The organism is Streptomyces sp. AB3(2024) (assembly GCF_041862025.1).
In the GTDB taxonomy this organism is placed as follows: Bacteria; Actinomycetota; Actinomycetes; order Streptomycetales; family Streptomycetaceae; genus Streptomyces.
Map to the genome: position 1 here is coordinate 1 of NZ_JBGWAB010000036.1, position 19,914 is coordinate 19,914.

17 protein-coding genes, 1 tRNA gene and 1 pseudogene are annotated in these 19,914 nt (G+C 72.2%); 13 read left to right on the top strand and 6 right to left on the bottom strand.

Going from position 1 to position 19,914, the window contains the following annotated elements:
• Positions 1-480, bottom strand: a pseudogene (locus ACEPPI_RS16760) (hypothetical protein); the annotation flags it as partial.
• 129 nt (positions 481-609) lie between these two features.
• On the opposite strand from ACEPPI_RS16760, the gene ACEPPI_RS16765 reads away from it, so the two are divergent.
• Complete coding sequence (locus ACEPPI_RS16765) at positions 610-1,080, top strand: SRPBCC family protein (RefSeq protein ID WP_373916022.1); 471 nt, start codon at positions 610-612, stop codon at positions 1,078-1,080.
• 38 nt (positions 1,081-1,118) lie between these two features.
• Positions 1,119-1,190 (top strand) — tRNA-Val (locus ACEPPI_RS16770).
• 61 nt (positions 1,191-1,251) lie between these two features.
• Here ACEPPI_RS16770 and ACEPPI_RS16775 read toward each other — a convergent pair.
• On the bottom strand, positions 1,252-1,977 hold the full coding sequence (locus tag ACEPPI_RS16775) for a 3'-5' exonuclease (RefSeq protein WP_030233855.1): 726 nt from the start codon (positions 1,975-1,977) through the stop codon (positions 1,252-1,254).
• Positions 1,978-2,196: 219 nt separating this feature from the next.
• Between ACEPPI_RS16775 and ACEPPI_RS16780 the strand changes: the two genes are divergently transcribed.
• Together ACEPPI_RS16780 and ACEPPI_RS16785 are read left to right on the top strand one after the other, a co-directional pair.
• The gene (locus ACEPPI_RS16780) at positions 2,197-2,763 is read left to right on the top strand and encodes a DUF4365 domain-containing protein (protein ID WP_373916023.1); all 567 of its coding nucleotides are present in this window, start codon (positions 2,197-2,199) and stop codon (positions 2,761-2,763) included.
• Positions 2,763-3,968 carry a hypothetical protein gene (locus ACEPPI_RS16785; RefSeq protein WP_373916024.1) on the top strand — a complete coding sequence of 402 codons (1,206 nt, stop codon included), beginning with the start codon at positions 2,763-2,765 and terminating at the stop codon, positions 3,966-3,968. The genes ACEPPI_RS16780 and ACEPPI_RS16785 overlap by 1 nt, the downstream gene beginning before the upstream one ends.
• A gap of 6 nt (positions 3,969-3,974) precedes the next feature.
• Here ACEPPI_RS16785 and ACEPPI_RS16790 read toward each other — a convergent pair whose 3' ends face one another.
• Positions 3,975-4,472: a GNAT family N-acetyltransferase gene (locus tag ACEPPI_RS16790; RefSeq protein ID WP_373916025.1), complete on the bottom strand. Its 498-nt coding sequence runs from the start codon at positions 4,470-4,472 to the stop codon at positions 3,975-3,977.
• 154 nt (positions 4,473-4,626) lie between these two features.
• Here ACEPPI_RS16790 and thrS point away from each other — a divergent pair, with 154 nt between their 5' ends.
• Both thrS and ACEPPI_RS16800 read left to right on the top strand, forming a co-directional pair.
• Positions 4,627-6,603, top strand: coding sequence for a threonine--tRNA ligase (gene thrS / locus ACEPPI_RS16795; protein ID WP_373916026.1), 1,977 nt, complete (start codon positions 4,627-4,629; stop codon positions 6,601-6,603).
• 82 nt (positions 6,604-6,685) lie between these two features.
• Positions 6,686-7,246 carry an HIT domain-containing protein gene (locus ACEPPI_RS16800; RefSeq protein ID WP_373916027.1) on the top strand — a complete coding sequence of 187 codons (561 nt, stop codon included), beginning with the start codon at positions 6,686-6,688 and terminating at the stop codon, positions 7,244-7,246.
• 31 nt (positions 7,247-7,277) lie between these two features.
• On the opposite strand, the gene ACEPPI_RS16805 is transcribed toward ACEPPI_RS16800, so the two are convergent.
• The 3 genes from ACEPPI_RS16805 to ACEPPI_RS16815 form a co-directional block, all read right to left on the bottom strand.
• On the bottom strand, positions 7,278-7,679 hold the full coding sequence (locus tag ACEPPI_RS16805) for a DUF1992 domain-containing protein (protein ID WP_373916028.1): 402 nt from the start codon (positions 7,677-7,679) through the stop codon (positions 7,278-7,280).
• A gap of 41 nt (positions 7,680-7,720) precedes the next feature.
• Entirely contained in the window at positions 7,721-9,412 is a 1,692-nt protein-coding gene (locus ACEPPI_RS16810) for a hypothetical protein (RefSeq protein WP_373916029.1), read from the bottom strand.
• Between the two features lie 158 nt (positions 9,413-9,570).
• Positions 9,571-11,775, bottom strand: coding sequence for an elongation factor G-like protein EF-G2 (locus ACEPPI_RS16815; protein WP_373916030.1), 2,205 nt, complete (start codon positions 11,773-11,775; stop codon positions 9,571-9,573).
• Between the two features lie 242 nt (positions 11,776-12,017).
• On the opposite strand from ACEPPI_RS16815, the gene pgsA reads away from it, so the two are divergent.
• The 7 genes from pgsA to ACEPPI_RS16850 all read left to right on the top strand — a co-directional run bounded on the left by pgsA (position 12,018) and on the right by ACEPPI_RS16850 (position 19,914).
• Positions 12,018-12,686 carry a phosphatidylinositol phosphate synthase gene (pgsA, locus tag ACEPPI_RS16820; protein WP_373916031.1) on the top strand — a complete coding sequence of 223 codons (669 nt, stop codon included), beginning with the start codon at positions 12,018-12,020 and terminating at the stop codon, positions 12,684-12,686.
• Positions 12,686-13,588: a phosphatidylinositol mannoside acyltransferase gene (locus ACEPPI_RS16825; protein WP_373916032.1), complete on the top strand. Its 903-nt coding sequence runs from the start codon at positions 12,686-12,688 to the stop codon at positions 13,586-13,588. The genes pgsA and ACEPPI_RS16825 overlap by 1 nt, the downstream gene beginning before the upstream one ends.
• On the top strand, positions 13,588-14,748 hold the full coding sequence (locus tag ACEPPI_RS16830) for a glycosyltransferase family 4 protein (protein ID WP_373916033.1): 1,161 nt from the start codon (positions 13,588-13,590) through the stop codon (positions 14,746-14,748). Before ACEPPI_RS16825 ends, ACEPPI_RS16830 begins: the two co-directional genes overlap by 1 nt.
• An 80-nt stretch (positions 14,749-14,828) precedes the next feature.
• Positions 14,829-17,327 carry a hypothetical protein gene (locus ACEPPI_RS16835; protein WP_373916034.1) on the top strand — a complete coding sequence of 833 codons (2,499 nt, stop codon included), beginning with the start codon at positions 14,829-14,831 and terminating at the stop codon, positions 17,325-17,327.
• Positions 17,327-18,319: a phosphotransferase family protein gene (locus ACEPPI_RS16840; protein WP_373916035.1), complete on the top strand. Its 993-nt coding sequence runs from the start codon at positions 17,327-17,329 to the stop codon at positions 18,317-18,319. Before ACEPPI_RS16835 ends, ACEPPI_RS16840 begins: the two co-directional genes overlap by 1 nt.
• 2 nt (positions 18,320-18,321) lie before the next feature.
• Positions 18,322-19,323 carry an aminoglycoside phosphotransferase family protein gene (locus ACEPPI_RS16845; RefSeq protein ID WP_373916036.1) on the top strand — a complete coding sequence of 334 codons (1,002 nt, stop codon included), beginning with the start codon at positions 18,322-18,324 and terminating at the stop codon, positions 19,321-19,323.
• Between the two features lie 48 nt (positions 19,324-19,371).
• Positions 19,372-19,914 (top strand): hypothetical protein, encoded by a 543-nt coding sequence (locus ACEPPI_RS16850; protein WP_373916037.1) that lies wholly within the window; start codon positions 19,372-19,374, stop codon positions 19,912-19,914.

Here is a 19,914-nt window from a genome sequence, read left to right on the forward strand (position 1 = left end):
GGCCGCCCCCGCCGCGTACGCCCCGCCGTCGGTGCCCGCAAGCCCCGCGGCGTGCAGGGCGTAGGCGTCCAGCACCGTCAGCGGCAGCGCGACGCCCGCCACCGACTCGGCCGTCGAGCGCAGCCCGCGCCGCAGCAGCGCGGCGGGCGCGGCGAGCGCCGCCGCCGTCAGCAGGGCCAGCACCGCGCAGCGGCCCCCGATGCCCAGCGAGCCCCAGCTGACCAGGGTGAAGGCGAGCGCGGCCACGGCGAGCAGCACCGCGCCCAGGGTCAGCAGCACGTTCTGCGCGCTCGGGCCGGCCGGTGGCGGCGCACCGTGGACCACCGGAGGGAAGGGCGGCGCCGCGGCCGGTGCCTGCTGCCACAGCAGACGCACCAGCCACTCCCGACGGGTCAACAAATACAGCCGCCGGGCGTCCAGTCGGGCCAGCTCGTGGTCGATCAGCGCCAGCTCCTCGGCGGGCGGCAGGGGCGTGTCCATAGCCGGAGTGTGGTGCCCGTCACTCCCTCAGGACATGGGCGTGCGTACTCAGATCGGCGCTGAGTACCCCCGGGCACCAAAACCCGCGACGGCCGGACGCGGACCCCGCCACCGGGCCAGACTGGGGCCATGCCGCGCTGGACGCACTACCGCTTCCGCGACGTGTGGGACCTCGACGCCCCGCCCGCCCTCGTGTTCGCGCGGCTGGAGGACCCCGCGCACTACCCCCGGTGGTGGCCCCAGGTCCGCCGGGTCCGGGCGGTCGACGAGCACACCGGCACCGCCGTGATCCGCTCCGTCCTCCCGTACGCGATCCACGTCACCCTCACCGGCCTGCTCCGCGATCCCGAGCGGGGCGTCCTGGAGGTGGCCGTGCGCGGGGACCTCGAAGGCTGGGCGCGGTGGACCGTACGCCCGCGCGCCGCCGGCCCCGCGACCACACGGGCCGTCTACGAGCAGGAGGTCGAGCTGCGGGCGGCCCCGCTGCGGCCGTTCGCGCTCGCCGGGCGTCCGGTCCTGCGGCTCAACCACACCCTGATGATGCGGGCCGGGCGGCGCGGTCTCGCGGCCCTGCTGGACGCCGAGCGGGAAGCGGTTTGAACAGACCCCGAGGCTCTTGTATTGTTCAGTCCGTTCCCGGGCGATTAGCTCAGCGGTAGAGCACTTCGTTCACACCGAAGGGGTCACTGGTTCGAACCCAGTATCGCCCACCGGGACAGGCCGGTCCGTCACTGACGGACCGGCCTTCCGCATGTAGGGGACGTGCGGGCCCTACGCGGCCTGTGACACCTCCGGACGCAGCGGCCAGTGCGGATCCACCGACTCCGGGGTGCCCTGCCGGGTGAACCACGCCTGGAGCCCGCGCGCCTGTGCCGCGTGCCACACGGCCTGCAGTGCGTGCAGTTCCGCCGGCGTCAGCCGCTCCAGCCGCCCCGCGAAGCGCCGCCCGACCGCCCGGACCAGCTCCAGCGAGGCCATCGCGTCCGCCGTCGCGTCGTGCGCGCCCTCCAGCTCTATCCCGTAGTGCGCGCACAGGTCCGTCAGCGTCCGGCGGCCCTTGCGGTAGCGGTCCAGGTGCTTGTCCAGCACCCGCGGGTCCAGCACCGTCAGTGGCCGGTCGTCCAGGTACCGGGCCAGCGTCGAGGCCCGGTGCCGGCGCAACTCCCGGTCCAGCAGGGTCAGGTCGAACGGCGCGTTCATCACCACCACCGGGCGGCCCGCCACCTGCTGCTCACCGAGCGCGCGGGCTATCTCCTCCACCACCGGCGCCGGCCAACGGCCGTGACGCTGGAGGTGCTCGTCGGTCAGGCCGTGCACTTCCGTGGCACCCGGCGGCACCGGGATGCCGGGATTGACCAGCCACCGGGTGGAGCGGACCCGGCCGCCCGCACACTCCTGCACGACGAGCGCGGCGGACACGATCCGGTCCTGCTCGACGTCCACCCCGGTGGTCTCCGTGTCGAATGCGGCCAGCGGGCCCTCGTACCAGCGTGTCATGGCGAACTCCTCGTCCCCGATCGGCAGATGGGGTGCCCCCGGGCGCAACCGCCACGGAACGTGCCACCTTGCCGAAGCGGTGATACCCGGGCCGTTTGCCCCGTACGCCGTTTGCGGGCACCCGGGTGCGGAGACAACTTCCCCGGGGGGTCGTACGCATGACCGGTCGTCACCCCGTTCCCGCTCACGGCAGAGCCCGGAAGGCATGGGGGGCCGGCCATGGCGCTCGCACAGCCCGAACCGGGCGGGCTGCCGCACGGACCGACGGGACCGCTGCGCGGCACGCTCGCCACCACCGCCTGCATGGAGACCCTCCAGGTGGGATACCTGCACGCCGTCGCGGCCGCGGCCGGCTGCTCGCTCTCCCAGCCCTTCCCCGACAACGGCATCGACTGGCACGTCAGCCACGGCGCCCCCGAGCACGTCGTCGACGACGAGGTGACCATCAAGGTGCAGCTCAAGGCGACGTACCAGATACCGCCCCGGCCGGCCGGGGCCACCTTCGGCTTCACCCTCGACAACGAGCACCTGGTGAAGCTGGCGCGGTCGCCGGTCGCCGTCCACAAGATCCTCGTCGTGATGCTCGTACCGCGGGAGCGGGACCAGTGGATCGGCGCCGGGCACGACCGGCTCGACCTGCGGCACTGCTGCTACTGGACCAACCTCGCCGGGCACCCCGTGACCGGCCGGCGCCGGACCACCGTACGGATCCCGACCACGCGGATCTTCGACGACCGGGCGCTGTGCGAGATCATGACCCGGGTCGGGTCGGGAGGGACACCCTGATGCACCGGCACCCGCCGCACCTCGAACCGCTGCCGCCCCCGGAGCTCTCCCCGGGCACCCCCGATCCCGCCCAGGTCGACCCGCAGGTGCTCGGCGCGCTGCTGCACCGGCACGGATGGCTGCGGCGCGGCGGCGCGGCGGGCCGGTACGGGCGCTGGACCCCGCCCGGCCGTGCCGGGACCAGCCTGCTCGTCCCCGAGAGCCGTACCTTCCCCGACTGCGCGGACCTGCTGGAGGAGGCGCTCACCGCGCTCTCGCGCAGCGGGCTCGCCTCGGCGCGGGAGGTGCTGTTCGGGCTGAGCGTGCCCAGCGACGAGATCCGCTGGGAGCGCGAGATACCCGTCGGGCCCTACGGCTACCAGGGCGAGGCAGCCTGGACCGTCCAGGAACAGCTGCGCTCGGCGGCCCGCCGGCTGCTGGTGGCCGGCGCCCTCGCCGACCGCGCCCGAGCCGGGTACTACGGCGCCCGCCACCGCGCCCAGGCCGAACGCGTCCTGGACGGGGTGCTGGTCGGGCCCTCGCCGGGCGGGCGCCGGCTCACCGCGTACGTGCCCGTCGACGGGGGCCGGGGCGTGGTGGCCCGGCTGCACCAGGCCCTCCACGCGGCCCGGGAGGCGGTGGACTACCGGCGGGCCACCGGCGGGATGGACGCCTTCGACGCCGCCGTGGCCGCGGGGGTCAGCCGGGAACTCGCCGACGCCCTGATCGCCCTCGTACGGGGTTCCGAAGGAGCCCGGATCGCGCTGGCCTGGGCGCCGGCGGCCGGGGTCCCCGCCGGCTGCGCGGCACGGCCCGAGCCGGTGGAGTTCTCGCCCGGTGACCTGCCGGTGCTGCGGGAGGCCGCCGCCCGCTACACCCGCGAGGAACCCGCGGTCCCCGTACGGCTCGCGGGGGCGGTGGTCCGGATGCGGCGGGCCGCGGCGGGCGGCGGCGGGACCGTCCGGCTGCGGGTGCTGGCGGGCGCGGAGGTCCCGTACGTACGGGCCGCGCTCGACGAGGAGGCGTACCGGATCGCGGGCCACGCCCACCTGGTGGGCCTGCCGGTCCGGGTGAGCGGCCGGCTCCAGCGCCGGGGCGGCTTCCGCCGGCTGACGGACGCCACGGACGTGACACCCGTTCCCCTGGACGAGGTCGAACGGGACCGCCTGATGAAGTCGCTGGACGACGGCTTCGAGCCCGCGGACGTCCTGCCGTCGGACGACTGACCGGCACTAGCGGGCCTGCGGAGCCCCCGCCGCCGCGCCCGCGCGGGTGAAGGAGGCCATGGTCAGCCCCGGGACCGGGGAGAAGTCCGCGCCGCGGGCGAAGCCCAGGCGTTCGTACAGGGTCACCGCGGGGGTGTTGTCCGCGCCCGTGGTGACCTCGACGGTCCGGTCCGGGAAGAGTTCCGTCAGGGCGTGCCGCAGCAGCAGCGAGGCGATGCCGCGGCGGAACCACGCCGGGTCCACGCACAGCCGGTCCAGCGCGACGGCCCCCTCGGGCGCCGCCTCCCAGGCCAGGAACCCGGCGACCGCGCCGTCCCCGGACACGGCCCCCAGCCAGCAGAGCGGCCGCGCCCGCAGCTGCGCGAGGCTCTCGCCGAGGGCGGGGATGCCGTCGAAGCCGATCAGCTCCGCCTCCACCGCGTAGGCGGCACGGCCGATCCGGTGCACGGCCCCGGCGGTCCGGTCGTCGGTCAGGTCCAGCGGGCGCAGGAGCGGGCTCGGCACGGGGCGGATTCCTCCGGTCGGCGGCGGGCGGACGCGGCCCAGGGTAGCCAGCGCCCGCGGGCGGGCCGTAACCGTTTAGCGGCGCGGCCTCTCGGCTCGGTACGATTCAGGCGCGCAGTGTTCGCTCGCGCATCCCTTGAGTCAGGAGTGACCGGTGTCAGACGTCCGTGTGATCATCCAACGCGATTCCGAGCGGGACGAGCGCGTGGTGGCCACGGGCACTACGGCGGCGGAGCTCTTCGCCGGCGAGCGCACCATCGTGGCCGCCCGCGTCGCCGGTGAGCTGAAGGACCTCTCCTACGAGGTGCGCGACGGCGAGACCGTCGAGCCGGTGGAGATCTCCTCCGAGGACGGCCTTAACATCCTGCGCCACTCGACCGCGCACGTCATGGCGCAGGCCGTGCAGGAGCTCTTCCCCGAGGCCAAGCTGGGCATCGGCCCGCCGGTCCGGGACGGCTTCTACTACGACTTCGACGTCGCCAAGCCCTTCACCCCCGATGACCTCAAGGCCATCGAGAAGAAGATGCAGGAGATCCAGAAGCGCGGCCAGCGCTTCGCCCGCCGCGTGGTCACCGACGAGGCCGCCCGCGAGGAGCTCGCCGACGAGCCGTACAAGCTGGAGCTCATCGGGATCAAGGGTTCGGCCTCGACCGACGACGGCGCGAACGTCGAGGTGGGCGGCGGCGAGCTCACCATCTACGACAACCTCGACGCGAAGACCGGCGAGCTGTGCTGGAAGGACCTCTGCCGCGGTCCCCACCTGCCCACCACCCGCAACATCCCGGCCTTCAAGCTGATGCGCAACGCGGCCGCCTACTGGCGGGGCAGTGAGAAGAACCCGATGCTGCAGCGCATCTACGGCACCGCCTGGCCGTCGAAGGACGAGCTGAAGGCGCACCTCGACTTCCTCGCCGAGGCCGAGAAGCGCGACCACCGGCGCCTGGGCACCGAGCTCGACCTGTTCTCCGTACAGGACGAGATCGGCTCCGGCCTGGCCGTCTTCCACCCGCGCGGCGGCGTGATCCGCCGCACCATGGAGGACTACTCGCGCAAGCGGCACGAGGAAGAGGGCTACGAGTTCGTCTACACCCCGCACGCCACCAAGGGCGCCCTCTTCGAGAAGAGCGGCCACCTGGACTGGTACGCGGAGGGCATGTACCCCCCCATGCAGCTCGACGGTGGTACCGACTACTACCTCAAGCCCATGAACTGCCCGATGCACAACCTGATCTTCGACGCCCGCGGGCGCTCCTACCGCGAGCTGCCGCTGCGCCTCTTCGAGTTCGGCACCGTGTACCGGTACGAGAAGTCCGGCGTCGTGCACGGCCTGACCCGCTCGCGCGGCTTCACCCAGGACGACGCGCACATCTACTGCACCAAGGAGCAGATGGCGGAGGAGCTCGACCGCACGCTGACCTTCGTGCTGAACCTGCTCCGCGACTACGGTCTGACCGACTTCTACCTGGAGCTGTCGACCAAGGACCCGGAGAAGTTCGTCGGCTCCGACGAGGCCTGGGAGGAGGCCACCGCGGTCCTCCAGTCGGTCGCCGAGAAGCAGGGCCTCCCGCTGGTCCCGGACCCGGGCGGCGCCGCGTTCTACGGCCCGAAGATCTCGGTCCAGTGCCGTGACGCCATCGGCCGCACCTGGCAGATGTCGACCGTGCAGCTCGACTTCAACCTGCCGGAGCGCTTCAACCTGGAGTACACCGGCCCGGACGGATCGCGCCAGCGCCCCGTCATGATCCACCGCGCGCTGTTCGGCTCGATCGAGCGCTTCTTCGCGGTGCTGCTGGAGCACTACGCGGGCGCCATGCCGCCGTGGCTGGCCCCGGTCCAGGCCGTCGGCATCCCGATCGGCGACGGGCACGTGGAGTACCTCCAGGAGTTCGCCGCCGAGGCGAAGAAGCAGGGGCTGCGGGTCGAGGTGGACGCCTCCTCCGACCGCATGCAGAAGAAGATCCGCAACCACCAGAAGCTCAAGGTCCCCTTCATGATCATCGTCGGTGACGAGGACATGGCCGCGGGCACCGTCTCCTTCCGCTACCGCGACGGTTCGCAGGAGAACGGCATCGCCAAGGACGAGGCCCTGGCCAAGCTGGCGAAGGTCGTCGCCGACCGCGTCCAGGTCTGATCCACGGCCGCACGGCAGTCGGCGGGCCCCCGGAAAGCGATCACTTTCCGGGGGCCTTCCTCGTCCGCCGGGACGAGGTCATATGCTGCGTCCTATGACGATTGAGCCGGAGCAGCAGATCGGTGTGGGCACGCAGGACGCGTTCCAGCGTCTGTGGACGCCCCACCGGATGGCCTACATCCAGGGGGAGAACAAGCCGACCGGCCCGGAGGCCGGGGACGGCTGTCCCTTCTGCGGGATTCCGGAGATGTCCGACCAGGACGGCCTGATCGTGGCGCGGGGCGAGCACGTCTACGCCGTGCTGAACCTCTACCCGTACAACGGCGGCCACCTGATGGTCGTCCCGTACCGGCACGTCGCCGACTACACCGAGCTCGACGGCCCCGAGACCGCCGAGCTCGCGGACCTCACCAAGCGGGCCATGGTCGCGCTGCGCAAGGCGTCCGGTGCGCACGGGTTCAACATCGGCATGAACCAGGGCGCGGCCGCGGGCGCCGGCATCGCCGCGCACCTGCACCAGCACATCGTGCCGCGCTGGGGCGGGGACACGAACTTCATGCCGGTGGTCGGCCACACCAAGGTCCTGCCGCAGCTCCTGGCCGACACCCGCCAGATGCTCGCGGACGCCTGGCCCGTCGACTAGTCGACCGGCTCGGGGACCCCCCGCACCGGGACTACGCCCCGCGGTCCGCGCGCCAGTCGGCGACCACGGCCTCGACGTCGAACTCGGTGAGGTTCAGGAGGGGGCCCGGCGGGGGCCTGAGCAGGGCCGCGCGGATCTTCTCGTTGACCTCCGTGAGGACGTCCCGTACCCGGCGTTCGGTACGGGCCTCCCGGACCTTCTCCAGGGCGTCCTCGGCCTCCTTGCGCAGCGCGAGGGACGGGGGCAGCGGGGAGAAGCCCTCACGGTGCAGCTTCCCCTTGACCCACCAGAGTTCGTCGTAGGGCGCGTCCAGCGAGGCCATCGGCTTGCCCCAGCCCGGCAGCTTCTCGAACTCGCCGCGGTCGGCCGCTTCCCGGATCTGCCGGTCCACGAAGGACTCGAAGCTGACACCGGGCGGCTTGCGCTCGGTCATGGTGGTTCCTCCCCGGGTCGGATCCGTCCTCTTCAGCGTACCTAGGCGTCGTAGACATCGGCCCTGCGCGGGGCGGGCTCCTGGATCAGGCCGCTCATGATCGAGGAACGGTTCGTGAAGCGGTCCGTGTCGACGCCGTTCTCCTCCAGCACCTTGAACGCCGCGGCGTGCACGGAGCGCAGGACCGGGGCCACCGTGCGCAGCGCGTCGTCCGCCATGAAGCGGTGGCGCCACATGGTGCCGGCCCAGACGTGCCGCAGGCCGAAGGGCTCGGGCAGGACCAGCTTGCCGCCGAAGTACTCCAGGAGCGGCGGGTACCAGGTCAGCGGGGCCCGCACGGCCAGCCGTACGACCTCGCTCGCGTCCACCAGCGGCAGCGGGCGTTCCACCGTCTCCCAGAAGCGCACGGACTTGGGGACCTCTATGACCGGGGCCTTGGACTTGGTGGTGAACAGGCCGTGCACCGGTCCGAGGGCGTGGGCGGTGACGTCCACGCGCAGGGTCTTGTAGAGCACGGTCACGGTGACCAGCATGGTGATCACGAGCTGGCCGTCCCAGAGCGGGTACTGGATGCCGAGGTAGTGCCGGTTGCCCGCGCTGAACTGCTGCTCGTTGCAGATCCGGGTGATCTCGTGCGGCTTGACCAGGAAGGTGTCCACGTCCTCGCCGCCCGGCCGGGCGACCTCCGCGGCGCCCTCGCCGACGGGGGTGACGATCCAGTGCTGGATGGAGGAGGCCGGGAAGCCGCCGGTGTGCAGCGGGCCCCGCTCCAGCTTGCGCAGCTGGGCGTCCATCGCGCGTATGACGTCCCAGCTGCGGAAGGGGTGGATCTCCGCGCCCTCGTTCTTCGGGGTCAGCTCCTCGGCCATCTGCCAGCTGCCCCAGCGGGTTCCCATGCCGAGGATGCCCTTGGGGCCGGCGTAGAAGACGGAGTTGCTGCGGTCTTCGGCGGTCAGCTTCGCCAGCTGGCGGCGCAGGTCCTCGCGGGCCTTCTCGTCGGGGTTGCCGGGGACCGCGTCCGGGATCTTGGCGGCGACCCCGCCGCCCCCGAGCAGGCCGTCCCAGCGCGAGCGCAGGTCGGCGGCGGTGCTCTCGCAGATCCGGCGCGCCAGGAACCAGCCCAGCGCGGGGGCGGCCAGCGAGCCGAAGAGATAGAGCTCCAGCACACCGCTGCCCGGCGCCCGGTAGACCACCCGGTAGAGCAGCACCGCGGCCACGACGACGACGCCGACCAGCAGGGCGGTCCCGATCCAGGTGCTCTTCTTGCCCTCGCCCTTGGCGAGGGTCTTGCGCAGCTGGAAGAGGCCGAGCCACAGCAGCAGTCCCGGCAGGAACGCCACACCGCAGACCAGCATGATCAGGCGCAGCCTGCGGTCGCGCGCCCGGCGGATGTGGGAGGCCGCCAGGCAGTGCTCGACGACGGTCTGCGGGTCGGCGCCGAAGGACTGGATGAGCGGCTTGCGGCCGGGGGCGAGGGTGCGGGCCTCCACGGCCCGGCAGAAGGCCTCGCCGAGGTTGGGCTCGAACAGGGAGATCTTCGGGGGCTTCACCGAAGCCGGGTGGTTCTCGCTGTTGGCCCCGAGGATCGAGGACAGCGCGGTGTCCTTGCCGCCGTCGCGGTACGCGGCGGACGCGAGCGCGTTGGTCGCGGCGGTCTGGCCGCCGCCCCCCTGGAGCGGAATCTGTGCCCCGGGCCTGAAGTCGAAACCGTCGTCCGCCACCGCTGCCCCCATCGCCGTGCCACTGTGCTCTTTGTCGTGCCGCTGCAGCCGTTGTGCCCTGTCGTTCCGTCCGCCGCGCCGAAAAGCCTATCGGCGGACACCGCCCCTTGGTCATGGGACAGGGAAATGCCGCCCACCGCAAGCGGGTCGGGTGGGCGGCAGGCGTGACGTTATGTCAATTGGTTTCCCTTCTCTGCCTGTTCGCGCACTTTGTCCGCGAGGTGGGGCGGCATCGGCTCGTGGCGGGCGTAGGCGCGGCTGAACCGGCCCGTGCCGTGCGACACGGAGCGCAGCTCCACGGCGTACCGGCCGATCTCGATCTCCGGGATCTCGGCGCGCACCCGGGTGCGGCCGGCCCCGGCCTGCTCGGTGCCGACGACGCGGCCCCGGCGGCCCGCGAGGTCGCTCATGACCGCGCCGACGTAGGCGTCGGGCACCTGTACGTCGAGTTCCGCGACGGGTTCCAGGAGGTGGATGGGGGTGTCGGCGGCGGCCTCCCGCAGGGCGAGGGCGCCGGCGGTCTGGAAGGCGGCGTCGGAGGAGTCCACCGAGTGCGCCTTGCCGTCGCGCAGGATGATCCGTACGTCGACCAGCGGATAGCCGGCCGCGATGCCCCGGGCGGCCTGGGCCCGTACGCCCTTCTCCACGGACGGGATGAACTGGCGGGGCACGGAGCCGCCGACCACCTTGTCGACGAACTCGATGCCGCTGCCCGGCGGGAGGGGTTCGACCTCGATCTCGCAGATGGCGAACTGGCCGTGGCCGCCGGACTGCTTGACGTGCCGGCCGCGGCCGGTGGCCTTCGCGCCGAAGGTCTCGCGCAGGCTGACCTTGTGCGGGACGGGGTCGACCTGGACCCCGTAGCGGGTCCTCAGCCGCTCCAGGGCGACGTCCTGGTGGGCCTCGCCCAGCGACCACAGGACCAGCTGGTGGGTGTGCGGGTTCTGCTCCAGCCGCATCGTGGGGTCCTCGGCGACGAGCCGGGCCAGGCCCTGGGAGAGCTTGTCGTCGTCGGCCTTGCTGTGGGCCTCGATCGCGAGGGGGAGCAGCGGGTCCGGCATCGCCCAGGGCTCCATCAGGAGGGGGGCGTCCTTGGCGGAGAGGGTGTCGCCGGTCTCGGCGCGGGTGAGTTTGGCCACGCAGGCGAGGTCGCCCGCGATGCAGGTGCCGAGGGTGCGCTGCTGTTTGCCGAAGGGGGAGGTGAGGGCGCCGACGCGTTCGTCGACGTCGTGGTCCTCGTGCCCGCGGTCGGCCAGCCCGTGGCCGCTGACGTGCACCGTCTCCTCGGGGCGCAGGGTGCCGGAGAAGACGCGGACCAGGGAGACGCGGCCCACGTAGGGGTCGGAGGAGGTCTTGACGACCTCGGCGAGGAGCGGTCCGGCCGGATCGCAGGTGACGGCGGGGCGCGGGGAGCCGTCGGGGGCGGTGACGGTGACGGGGGCGCGCTCCTCGGGGGTGGGGAAGCCGCCGGTGATCAGTTCGAGGAGTTCGACCGTGCCCAGGCCCTGACGGGCGCCGTCGGCGGCGGGGGCGGCCATCAGGACGGGGTGGAAGGTGCCCCGGGCGACGGCCCGCTCCAGGTCGTCGATCAGGGTCTTGACGTCGATGTCCTCGCCGCCGAGGTAGCGGTCCATGAGGCTCTCGTCCTCGCTCTCGGCGATGATCCCCTCGATCAGCCGGGAGCGGGCGCCGTCGATCAGGGCGAGCTCGGCGGGGTCCGGGTCGCGCTCGGCGCGTTCGCCCGAGGAGTAGTCGTACACGCTCCGGGAGAGCAGGCCGATCAGGCCGGTGACCGGGGCGTGGCCGTCGGGTCCGCGGGCTCCGTACAGCGGCAGGTAGAGCGGGACGACGGCGTCGGGGTCCTCCGCTCCGAAGGCCTCGCCGCAGGCGGCGGCCGTCTCGGAGTAATCGGAGCGGGCTGCCTCCACATGGGTGACGACGATGGCGCGGGGCATGCCGACCGCCTGGCATTCCTCCCAGACCATGCGGGTGGCCCCGTCGATCCCGTCGGCGGCCGAGACGATGAAGAGGGCCGCGTCCGCCGCGCGCAGACCGGCCCGCAGTTCCCCGACGAAATCGGCGTATCCGGGGGTGTCCAGGACGTTGATCTTGATGCCGGCCCATTCGACGGGGACGAGGGAGAGCTGGACGGAGCGCTGGCGGCGGTGCTCGATCTCGTCGTAGTCCGAGACCGTGCCCCCGTCCTCGACCCGTCCGGCCCGGTTCACGGCCCCCGCCGTCAGGGCCAGGGCCTCGACGAGGGTGGTCTTGCCGGCACCGCTGTGGCCGACCAGCACGACGTTCCGTACGGAAGAGGGGCGGTCGGCCGTCAGTGCCCTGCCGGCGGCTCCGGCTTGGTGTGATGTGGCTCCCATGCTGCTCGTGCCTCCTGGTGTCGCGGTGAGGAGGGTGATCGGGGTCCTTCGAGCTTTGCACCGGTGTCACACTGCGTCCATACGTCGTACCGGCGACTGTCCGGAGCATGACGGTGGCACGGCGGCCGGATTGCGCGGCGCGAACCGGTGGGTGCGCGGCGTGACGGGCCCTGGGCGCTGGCTACGATGGGCCAGCCGGTGGCCGTGGTGGCCGCGCGGCCCAGCGACCCTCCGGGAAGGCCATGCTGAACAAGTACGCGCGTGCATTCTTCACGCGTGTTCTCACGCCGTTCGCCGCGTTTCTCCTCCGTCGGGGGGTGAGCCCGGACGCGGTCACCCTCATCGGCACCGCCGGAGTGGTGGCCGGAGCGCTGGTCTTCTTCCCACGGGGCGAGTTCTTCTGGGGCACGATCACCATCACCCTCTTCGTGTTCTCCGACCTGGTGGACGGGAACATGGCCCGCCAGGCCGGGGTCTCCAGCCGGTGGGGCGCCTTCCTCGACTCCACCCTCGACCGGGTGGCCGACGCGGCGATCTTCGGCGGCCTCGCGCTCTGGTACGCGGGCGACGGGAACGACAACGCGCTGTGCGCCGTGGCGATCTTCTGCCTGGCCAGCGGCCAGGTGGTCTCGTACACGAAGGCCCGCGGCGAGTCGATCGGCCTGCCGGTCGCCGTCAACGGGCTCATCGAACGCGCCGAGCGACTGGTGATCTCCCTGGTGGCGGCCGGCCTGTCCGGGCTCCAGACCTTCGGCGTCCCCTCCTGGATCGGCGTGCTGCTGCCGATCGCCCTGTGGGTCGTGGCGGCGGGCTCGCTCGTCACCCTGATCCAGCGGGTGGTCACCGTACGCCGCGAGGCCGCCGAGGCCGACGCCGCGGCCACGGCCGGCTCCGAGGGCGGTACCGCCTGATGGGCAAGGCACAGGACAAGCTGGTCGACGGCCTGTACGGGCTCGGCTGGGCCGGCGTCAAGAAGCTCCCCGAACCGGCCGCGGTGGCCCTCGGCCGCAAGATCGCCGACGTGGCCTGGAAGCGGCGCGGCAAGAGCGTGCTGCGGCTGGAGTCGAACCTGGCGAGGGTCGTGCCGGACGCGGGCCCCGAGCGGCTGCGCGAGCTCTCGCACGCCGGCATGCGCTCGTACATGCGCTACTGGATGGAATCCTTCCGGCTGCCGACGATGGACCCGCGGCGGTTCAGCACCGACGTCCGCTTCCAGGACGAGAACCTCCTGCGCGAGGCCCTCGCCACCGGGCGCGGGGTGATCGTGGCCCTGCCGCACCTGGCCAACTGGGACCTCGCGGGGGCCTGGGCCATCGGCCACATCGGGACCCCGTTCACCACGGTCGCCGAGCGGCTCAAGCCCGAGTCGCTCTACGACCGCTTCGTGGCCTACCGCGAGAGCCTGGGCATGGAGGTCCTGCCGCACAGCGGCGGCGCCGCCTTCGGCACCCTGGCCCGGCGGCTGCGCTCCGGCGGCATGGTCTGCCTGGTCGCGGACCGGGACCTGTCGGCCTCGGGGGTCGAGGTGGACTTCTTCGGCGCCAAGACGCGGATGCCGGCGGGGCCGGCCCTGCTGGCCCAGCAGACCGGCGCCGTACTGCTCCCGGCGACCCTGCACTACGGCGAGACGCCGGTGATGCACGGCCGGATGCACCCCGAGGTGGAGGTGCCCGCCACGGGGACGCGCACCGAGAAGACCGCGGCCATGACCCAGGCGCTCGCGGACGCCTTCGCCTGGGGCATCGCCGCCCACCCGGAGGACTGGCACATGCTGCAGCGCCTGTGGCTCGACGACCTGGAGGAGCGCCCGTAGTGAAGATCGGCATCGTGTGCCCGTACTCGTGGGACGTGCCGGGCGGCGTCCAGTTCCACATCCGTGACCTGGCGGAGCACCTGATCCGCCTCGGCCACGAGGTGTCGGTCCTGGCGCCGGCGGACGACGAGACCCCGCTGCCCCCCTACGTGGTCTCGGCGGGACGGGCGGTGCCGGTGCCCTACAACGGGTCGGTCGCCCGGCTGAACTTCGGCTTCCTGTCGGCCGCCCGCGTACGCCGCTGGCTGCACGACGGCGTCTTCGACGTGATCCACATCCACGAGCCCGCCTCGCCCTCCCTCGGACTCCTGTCCTGCTGGGCGGCCCAGGGCCCGATCGTGGCGACCTTCCACACCTCCAACCCCCGCTCGCGGGCGATGATCGCCGCGTACCCGATCCTCCAGCCGGCGCTGGAGAAGATCAGCGCCCGGATCGCGGTGAGCGAGTACGCCCGGCGCACGCTGGTGGAACACCTCGGCGGCGACGCCGTGGTCATCCCCAACGGCGTCGACGTGGACTTCTTCGCCAAGGCCGACCCGAATCCCGACTGGTCCGGCCGGACCCTGGGCTTCATCGGCCGCATCGACGAACCCCGCAAGGGCCTGCCGGTGCTGATGGCCGCCTTCCCGGCCATCGCCGAGCAGTGCCCGGACGTACGGCTGCTCGTCGCGGGCCGGGGCGACGAGGAGGAGGCCGTGGCCTCCCTCCCCGCGGAACTGCGCTCCCGGGTGGAGTTCCTCGGCATGGTCTCCGACGAGGACAAGGCGCGCCTGCTGCGCAGCGTGGACGTCTACGTCGCCCCCAACACCGGCGGCGAGAGCTTCGGGATCATCCTGGTCGAGGCCCTCTCCGCCGGAGCGGCCGTCCTGGCCTCGGACCTCGAGGCCTTCGCCCAGGTCCTGGACCAGGGCGCCGCGGGGGAGCTCTTCGCCAACGAGGACGCGGGCTCGCTGGCGACGGCCGCCGTCGCCCTGCTGCGCGACCCGGACCGGCGCGCGGAGCTCAGCGCGCGCGGCTCGGCCCACGTACGGCGTTTCGACTGGTCGACGGTCGGCGCGGACATCCTGGCCGTCTACGAGACGGTGACCGACGGCGCGGCCGCGGTGGCCGCCGACGAACGCGTCCCCCTCCGCACTCGCCTCGGCTTCTCGCGGGACTGACACCCGGCCCGTCACGCGTAGAAGGTGCTCCCACGTGGGTAGCCTCGCTCCACAAGGGCTGGGTGATCAGGGGGAGCATCGTGTCCATCAGGCCGCGCTATCGGCGTGTCTCCGCGTTACAGAGGCAGTTCTTCAACCGCGAGGGACTGCTCGCCATGTACGACGAGGAACTGGCGGGTGTCGCCGAGGGCCCCCGCATCCTGAACCTGGTGGGGGTCGGCGGGATCGGGAAGTCGCGCCTCCTTCAGCAACTGCGGGCCCGGACGCCGGACACCTGCCGCACGGCGCGGCTGGACCTCCAGTTGCCGACGCTGCGCCAACAGGAGGACGCCCTGGCCGTGCTGCGGACGGAGTACGGCTCGCAGGGGGTGAAGTTCGACCGCTTCGACATCGCCTATGCGGTCCTGTGGCAGCGGGTCCACCCCCAACTGCAGATGGACCGGAGGAACACCCCGTTCGCCGAGGAGAGCGAGGTGTTGTCCAAGATCCTGGACGACGCCATGGGCCTGCCGGTCTTCGGGACCGCCGCAGGACTGGTGAGGCTCACCAAACGGTCGATCTCCAACCGCCAGCGACGGCACCGCATCGAGGCGGACCAGACGCTGCGGGAACTGGACGGCCTGTCGAACGCCGAACTGGGTCACGCCGTGACCTACCTGTTCGCCGAGGAACTGCGGGAGTCGGCAGCGGACCGTCCGTACGTCCTCTTCGTGGACGCCTACGAGGCCATGGTTCCCACCCCGCTGCCCGGCGGGCGCAGCTTCGCCTCCGACGCCTGGGTTCGCGACCTGCTGGGCCAGCTGCACGGCGGGCTGACCACGCTGGCCAGTCGTGAGCCCTTGCCCTGGGCGGCGTACGACCGGGAGTGGGAGAGCGTGATCCGCAGGGCCCCGCTCGGCGGGCTGCCCATGGATGCCCGGCTGGCGCTCCTGGCCGAGGCGGGCATCGCGGAGATTCCGCGGCAGCGGTCGATCGCCGAAGCCAGCGAAGGAGTTCCCTTCTACCTCCACCTGGCCGTGGACACCCACGTGCAGAACTCCGAGCCGATCGAAGACGCGGGAACCTCGGAGGAGATCGTCCAGCGCTTCCTCCAGCACGTGGCTCCGGACGAGGTCAGGATCCTTGAGCTGCTCAGCGTCGCGAGGACTTTCGACCTGGAGGTGTTCCGCGCCGTCGGCCGCGCCTTCGACCTTCCCGCGAACCTGCTGACCTGGGAGTCGCTGACCGCCTACTCCTTCGCGTACCCGCTGTCGCAGGGGTGGTACCGGCTGCACCAGCTGATGATCGCGGCCCTCCAGCGCCACCTGTCCGACGCCGTCAACCGGCACGTGCACGCCGTGCTCCGACAGCATTGGGAAGGGGTCGCCGACCGGGTGGACACCGGAACGGAGAACTCCGGCGTCACCCGCTCCTCTCCGCTGCGTGAGGCGGTCCACCACGGGGTCCACGCGGGGGACCTGGCTCCGGAGCAGATCCTCGGGCACGCCGACCGGGCCCTGGGCATGAGCAGTCGCCACGCGGTCGACGGCATGGTCGAAGACCTCAGGGACTTTCTCGCCCGGTCCGCCAGGACGGGCCGTGCGGACTCCGCGCTCGATGGGATCCGGGACGCCGCCGACTGCCTCGACGCCGAGTCCAGGCTCGAACTGGGTGATGCGGCGCGCGCGATGGCGCTGACGCCCGTAAGGGAGGGCCCGGTCCGCTCGCTGGTGTCGGCCCGCCTTGCCCTGGCCGGCGCGAACGCCCGCAGGATCGCAGGGGAGAGCGGCCTGGCCGCGCAGATCTTCGAGAGGGTCTGGGACGGCCACGAAGGGGAGGCCCGGGCCTTCGCGGGCTTCTGTCTGGCGGACATCCGGATGTGGCAGGGCGACTTCGCGGCGGCGTTCGCCCTCGCCGAGCAGGTCGAGGGGGTCTGCGCACCCGGACCAGGGGTGATCCGGGGCGATTTGAAGCGGCTCATGCACCTCGGGCACCGGTTCCTGATGGACTTCGGCCGGGCCGAGACGCTGCTGGTACAGGCCGAGGCCGAATACCGGGCCGCCGGAGCGGCGATCGGGCTCGCCAACGTCCGGACCAACCGCGCCGAACTCCTGGCGTTCACCGATCCCGAGGCGGCGGTCGTCGAAGCGGGCGCGGCTCTCGGTATCCAGCGGGAACTCGGCGCCCAGCACGAGATCGGCAAGGTGTACACCGCGATGGCCGTCGCACAGACCAGGCTCGGTCGGCTCGACCGGGCCGAACAGTCCTTCCACAACGCCAACACGGCCCTCGACCTGGCCGGCTACCGGTCGGGCCGGGCGCGTGCGGACATGTTCAGGGCCTTCATGTACCTGCGGCGGGGCGAGCCCGCCAGGACCGGTGACCTGCTGGTGCACGCTGCCCGCGAATTCGAGATCTGCCAGGTCTATCCGTCGCTGATCGTGGCCATCCACCGGGCCGCCGAGCGCGCTGGTCTGAACGACCCGGAACTCACCGCGATGGCCGACCGCGCCAGGCCGGTCGTCAGACCGCTCGGGGACCCGGCAGCCGCGCAGCGGCGCATGGAGGACGTCCTGTCGATGTTCGTCGAGGTGGCCTGATGACGTGGCTCGAACTGTACGAGCGAGCAACGGACTCAGGCGAGGCGGCGGTCGGGTACTACAACCGCAACGTGGGGCTGCCGACGCCGGAAGGCAAGGTCAACGTAAGGATCCCGATCGCGGCGGCGGACACCATGGACGTCCGGCTGTGGCGGGAGGAGGACGTACTCGCCTCCATCCGCCCGTACGCCGGCCGGGTGCCGGAACTGCGGCACGTCAGTGACGCGCCCCGGTTCCAGGTCCACCACTTCATCGCCGGACGGGTGCTCGACGGCTTCTCACCGCGTGGTGCCGCCGTTCCCGCGCACGTCCTGACCGACGTCGTCGCCCTGATGGACCAGCTCACGCGGATCCCCCGCGAGAAGGCCCCCGCGCTGCCCGCGCACTGGCCGGCCTCGGGAGACGGCCCGGCCTTCGGACGCCTGCTGGCCGACCTCACCCGACAGGTCCATTCCACCCACGTGGGCGAGTACCGGGAGGCGTTCGACCGCCTGGGCATCCCGGAGGACCCCCTGGCAGTGGTGCGACCCCTGTGGGACGGTCTCACCCCCAGGCCGTTCTCCGTTCTGCACGCCGACCTGCACCGCAAGAACATGATCGTCACTGATGGCGCGACCTGGTTCCTCGACTGGGAACTGGCCCTGTGGGGAGACCCGATGTACGAGACCGGGATCCACTTCCACAAGATGGATTACCCCGAGGAACAGCGCGCCGAAGTCTTCCGCATGTGGCGCGAGCGTCTGCGCGGAGAGTGCACAGCCGGCCCTGTGGCAGATCTCGATCTGTACATGGCACACGAGAAGATCAAGTCGGCCGTCGTCGACACCGTGCGCTACTCCAAGCAGCTCGCGGCGGCCCCTCCGCCGGAACGCGAGTTCCTCGTCGGGCGGCTGGTGAAGAAGATCAACGCCGCCCGGCTGGTCTGGGGGTTACCGCCGGAGCTGACTTTCGAGCGGGTCGAAGAAGCCCTTGCTCCCTGGTGGAAAGGCTAGGAGTGGACGCCGTAGCTCTGTACGAGGAAGCCCGTACCCGGGACACCGGCCAGTCGGGTCACTACAACCGGAACGTCCGGGTGGAGAGCGCGAACGGGCCGGTGGTCGTCCGGATGCGCAACCACGACGCCGAGGCCATGGACCTGACGCTGTGGCCGGAACCCGAGGTGCTCGCGGCCATCGCCGACCGCGTTCCCTCCGCGCCGCGCCTCCTCCACGCCGGTACGGACCCGGACTTCCAGATCCACGGCTTCGTCCGGGGCCGACGGGTCGACACACTGGCCCCGGAAGGATCCGAGCTGCCCGGCGCGGTGCTGAAAGGGGTGGAAGGCCTCTTCCGGGACCTGCTGCGCGTGCCGCCGTCCGCCCTGCCCCGGGTGCCCCGGGACTGGCCGGACGAGGGAGACACGACGGGCTTCGCCGACCGCCTCACGGCCTTGGTCCAGGCGATCCGGCACAGGGGCGACGAGGAGGCCGAAGGGCTGTACGAGGCACTGGGCGTCCCCAAGGATCCCTGCGGGGTCCTGAGGGAACGCTTCCGCGGCCTGGCCGCGCGCCGCTTCGGGCTGCTGCACGCCGACATCCACCGACAGAACATGATCCTCACCGACGGCGGTCGGGTGGCCTTCCTCGACTGGGAGCTCGCCCTCTGGGGGGACCCGGTCTACGACCTGGCAGATCACCTGCACAAGACGGCCTACCGCGCGGACCAGGCCCGTGAGGTGACCGACGGCTGGGAGCGGTCCGCGCCGCAGGAATGCCGCAGGGGATGGCGTGCCGACCTCGGCCACTACCTCGCCTTCGAGGCGGTGAAGTCCGCGGTGGTAGACACCGTCCGCTGGGGGCGGAGGATCGCCCATGCCGAAGAGGCCGGTGAAAGGACCCGGCTCGCACGGGAACTCGCCGTCAAACTCGCCGCAGCCCGACCCCACTGGGAGGCGGGAACACGGCCCGCGCCGGAGCCGCGTGAGATCGAGGAGGCCGTGGCCCGGCACCGGGTCTGAGCCCGCCCCTTCGTGCCGTCGGGCTCCCAGCCGGTAGTGTCGCGGCCCGTGATCGAAAACCTTGTCTGGATCGCGGTGGCGCTCGGTGTCGTCGGGGTCTACCTCAGCTGGACCGCCGGGCGGCTGGACCGGCTGCATGCGCGCATGGACGCCGCCCGGGCCGCCCTCGACGCGCAGCTCGTGCGGCGCGCCTCCGTGGTGTTGGAGGTGGCCACCTCCGGTGCGCTGGATCCCGCCTCCTCGCTCGTGCTGTACGAGGCCGCCCACGCGGCCCGGCAGGCCGAGGAGGAGCAGCGGGAGGTCGCCGAGAGCGAGCTCAGCCAGGCGCTGCGCGCGGTGTTCGCTGACGCCGACCAGGTGGAGGTGCTCAAGGCGGCTCCCGGGGGAGAGGCGGCGGCCGAGGACCTGGCGGCGGCCGTGCGCCGGGTGCCGATGGCGCGGCGGTTCCTCAACGACGCCGTACGGGCCGCCCGCGCGCTGCGCACCCACCGCAAGGTGCGGTGGTTCAGACTGGCGGGACACGCCCCGTTCCCGCTCGCCTTCGAAATGGACGATGAGCCTCCGGTGGACCTGGCGGACCGTCCCGCATAG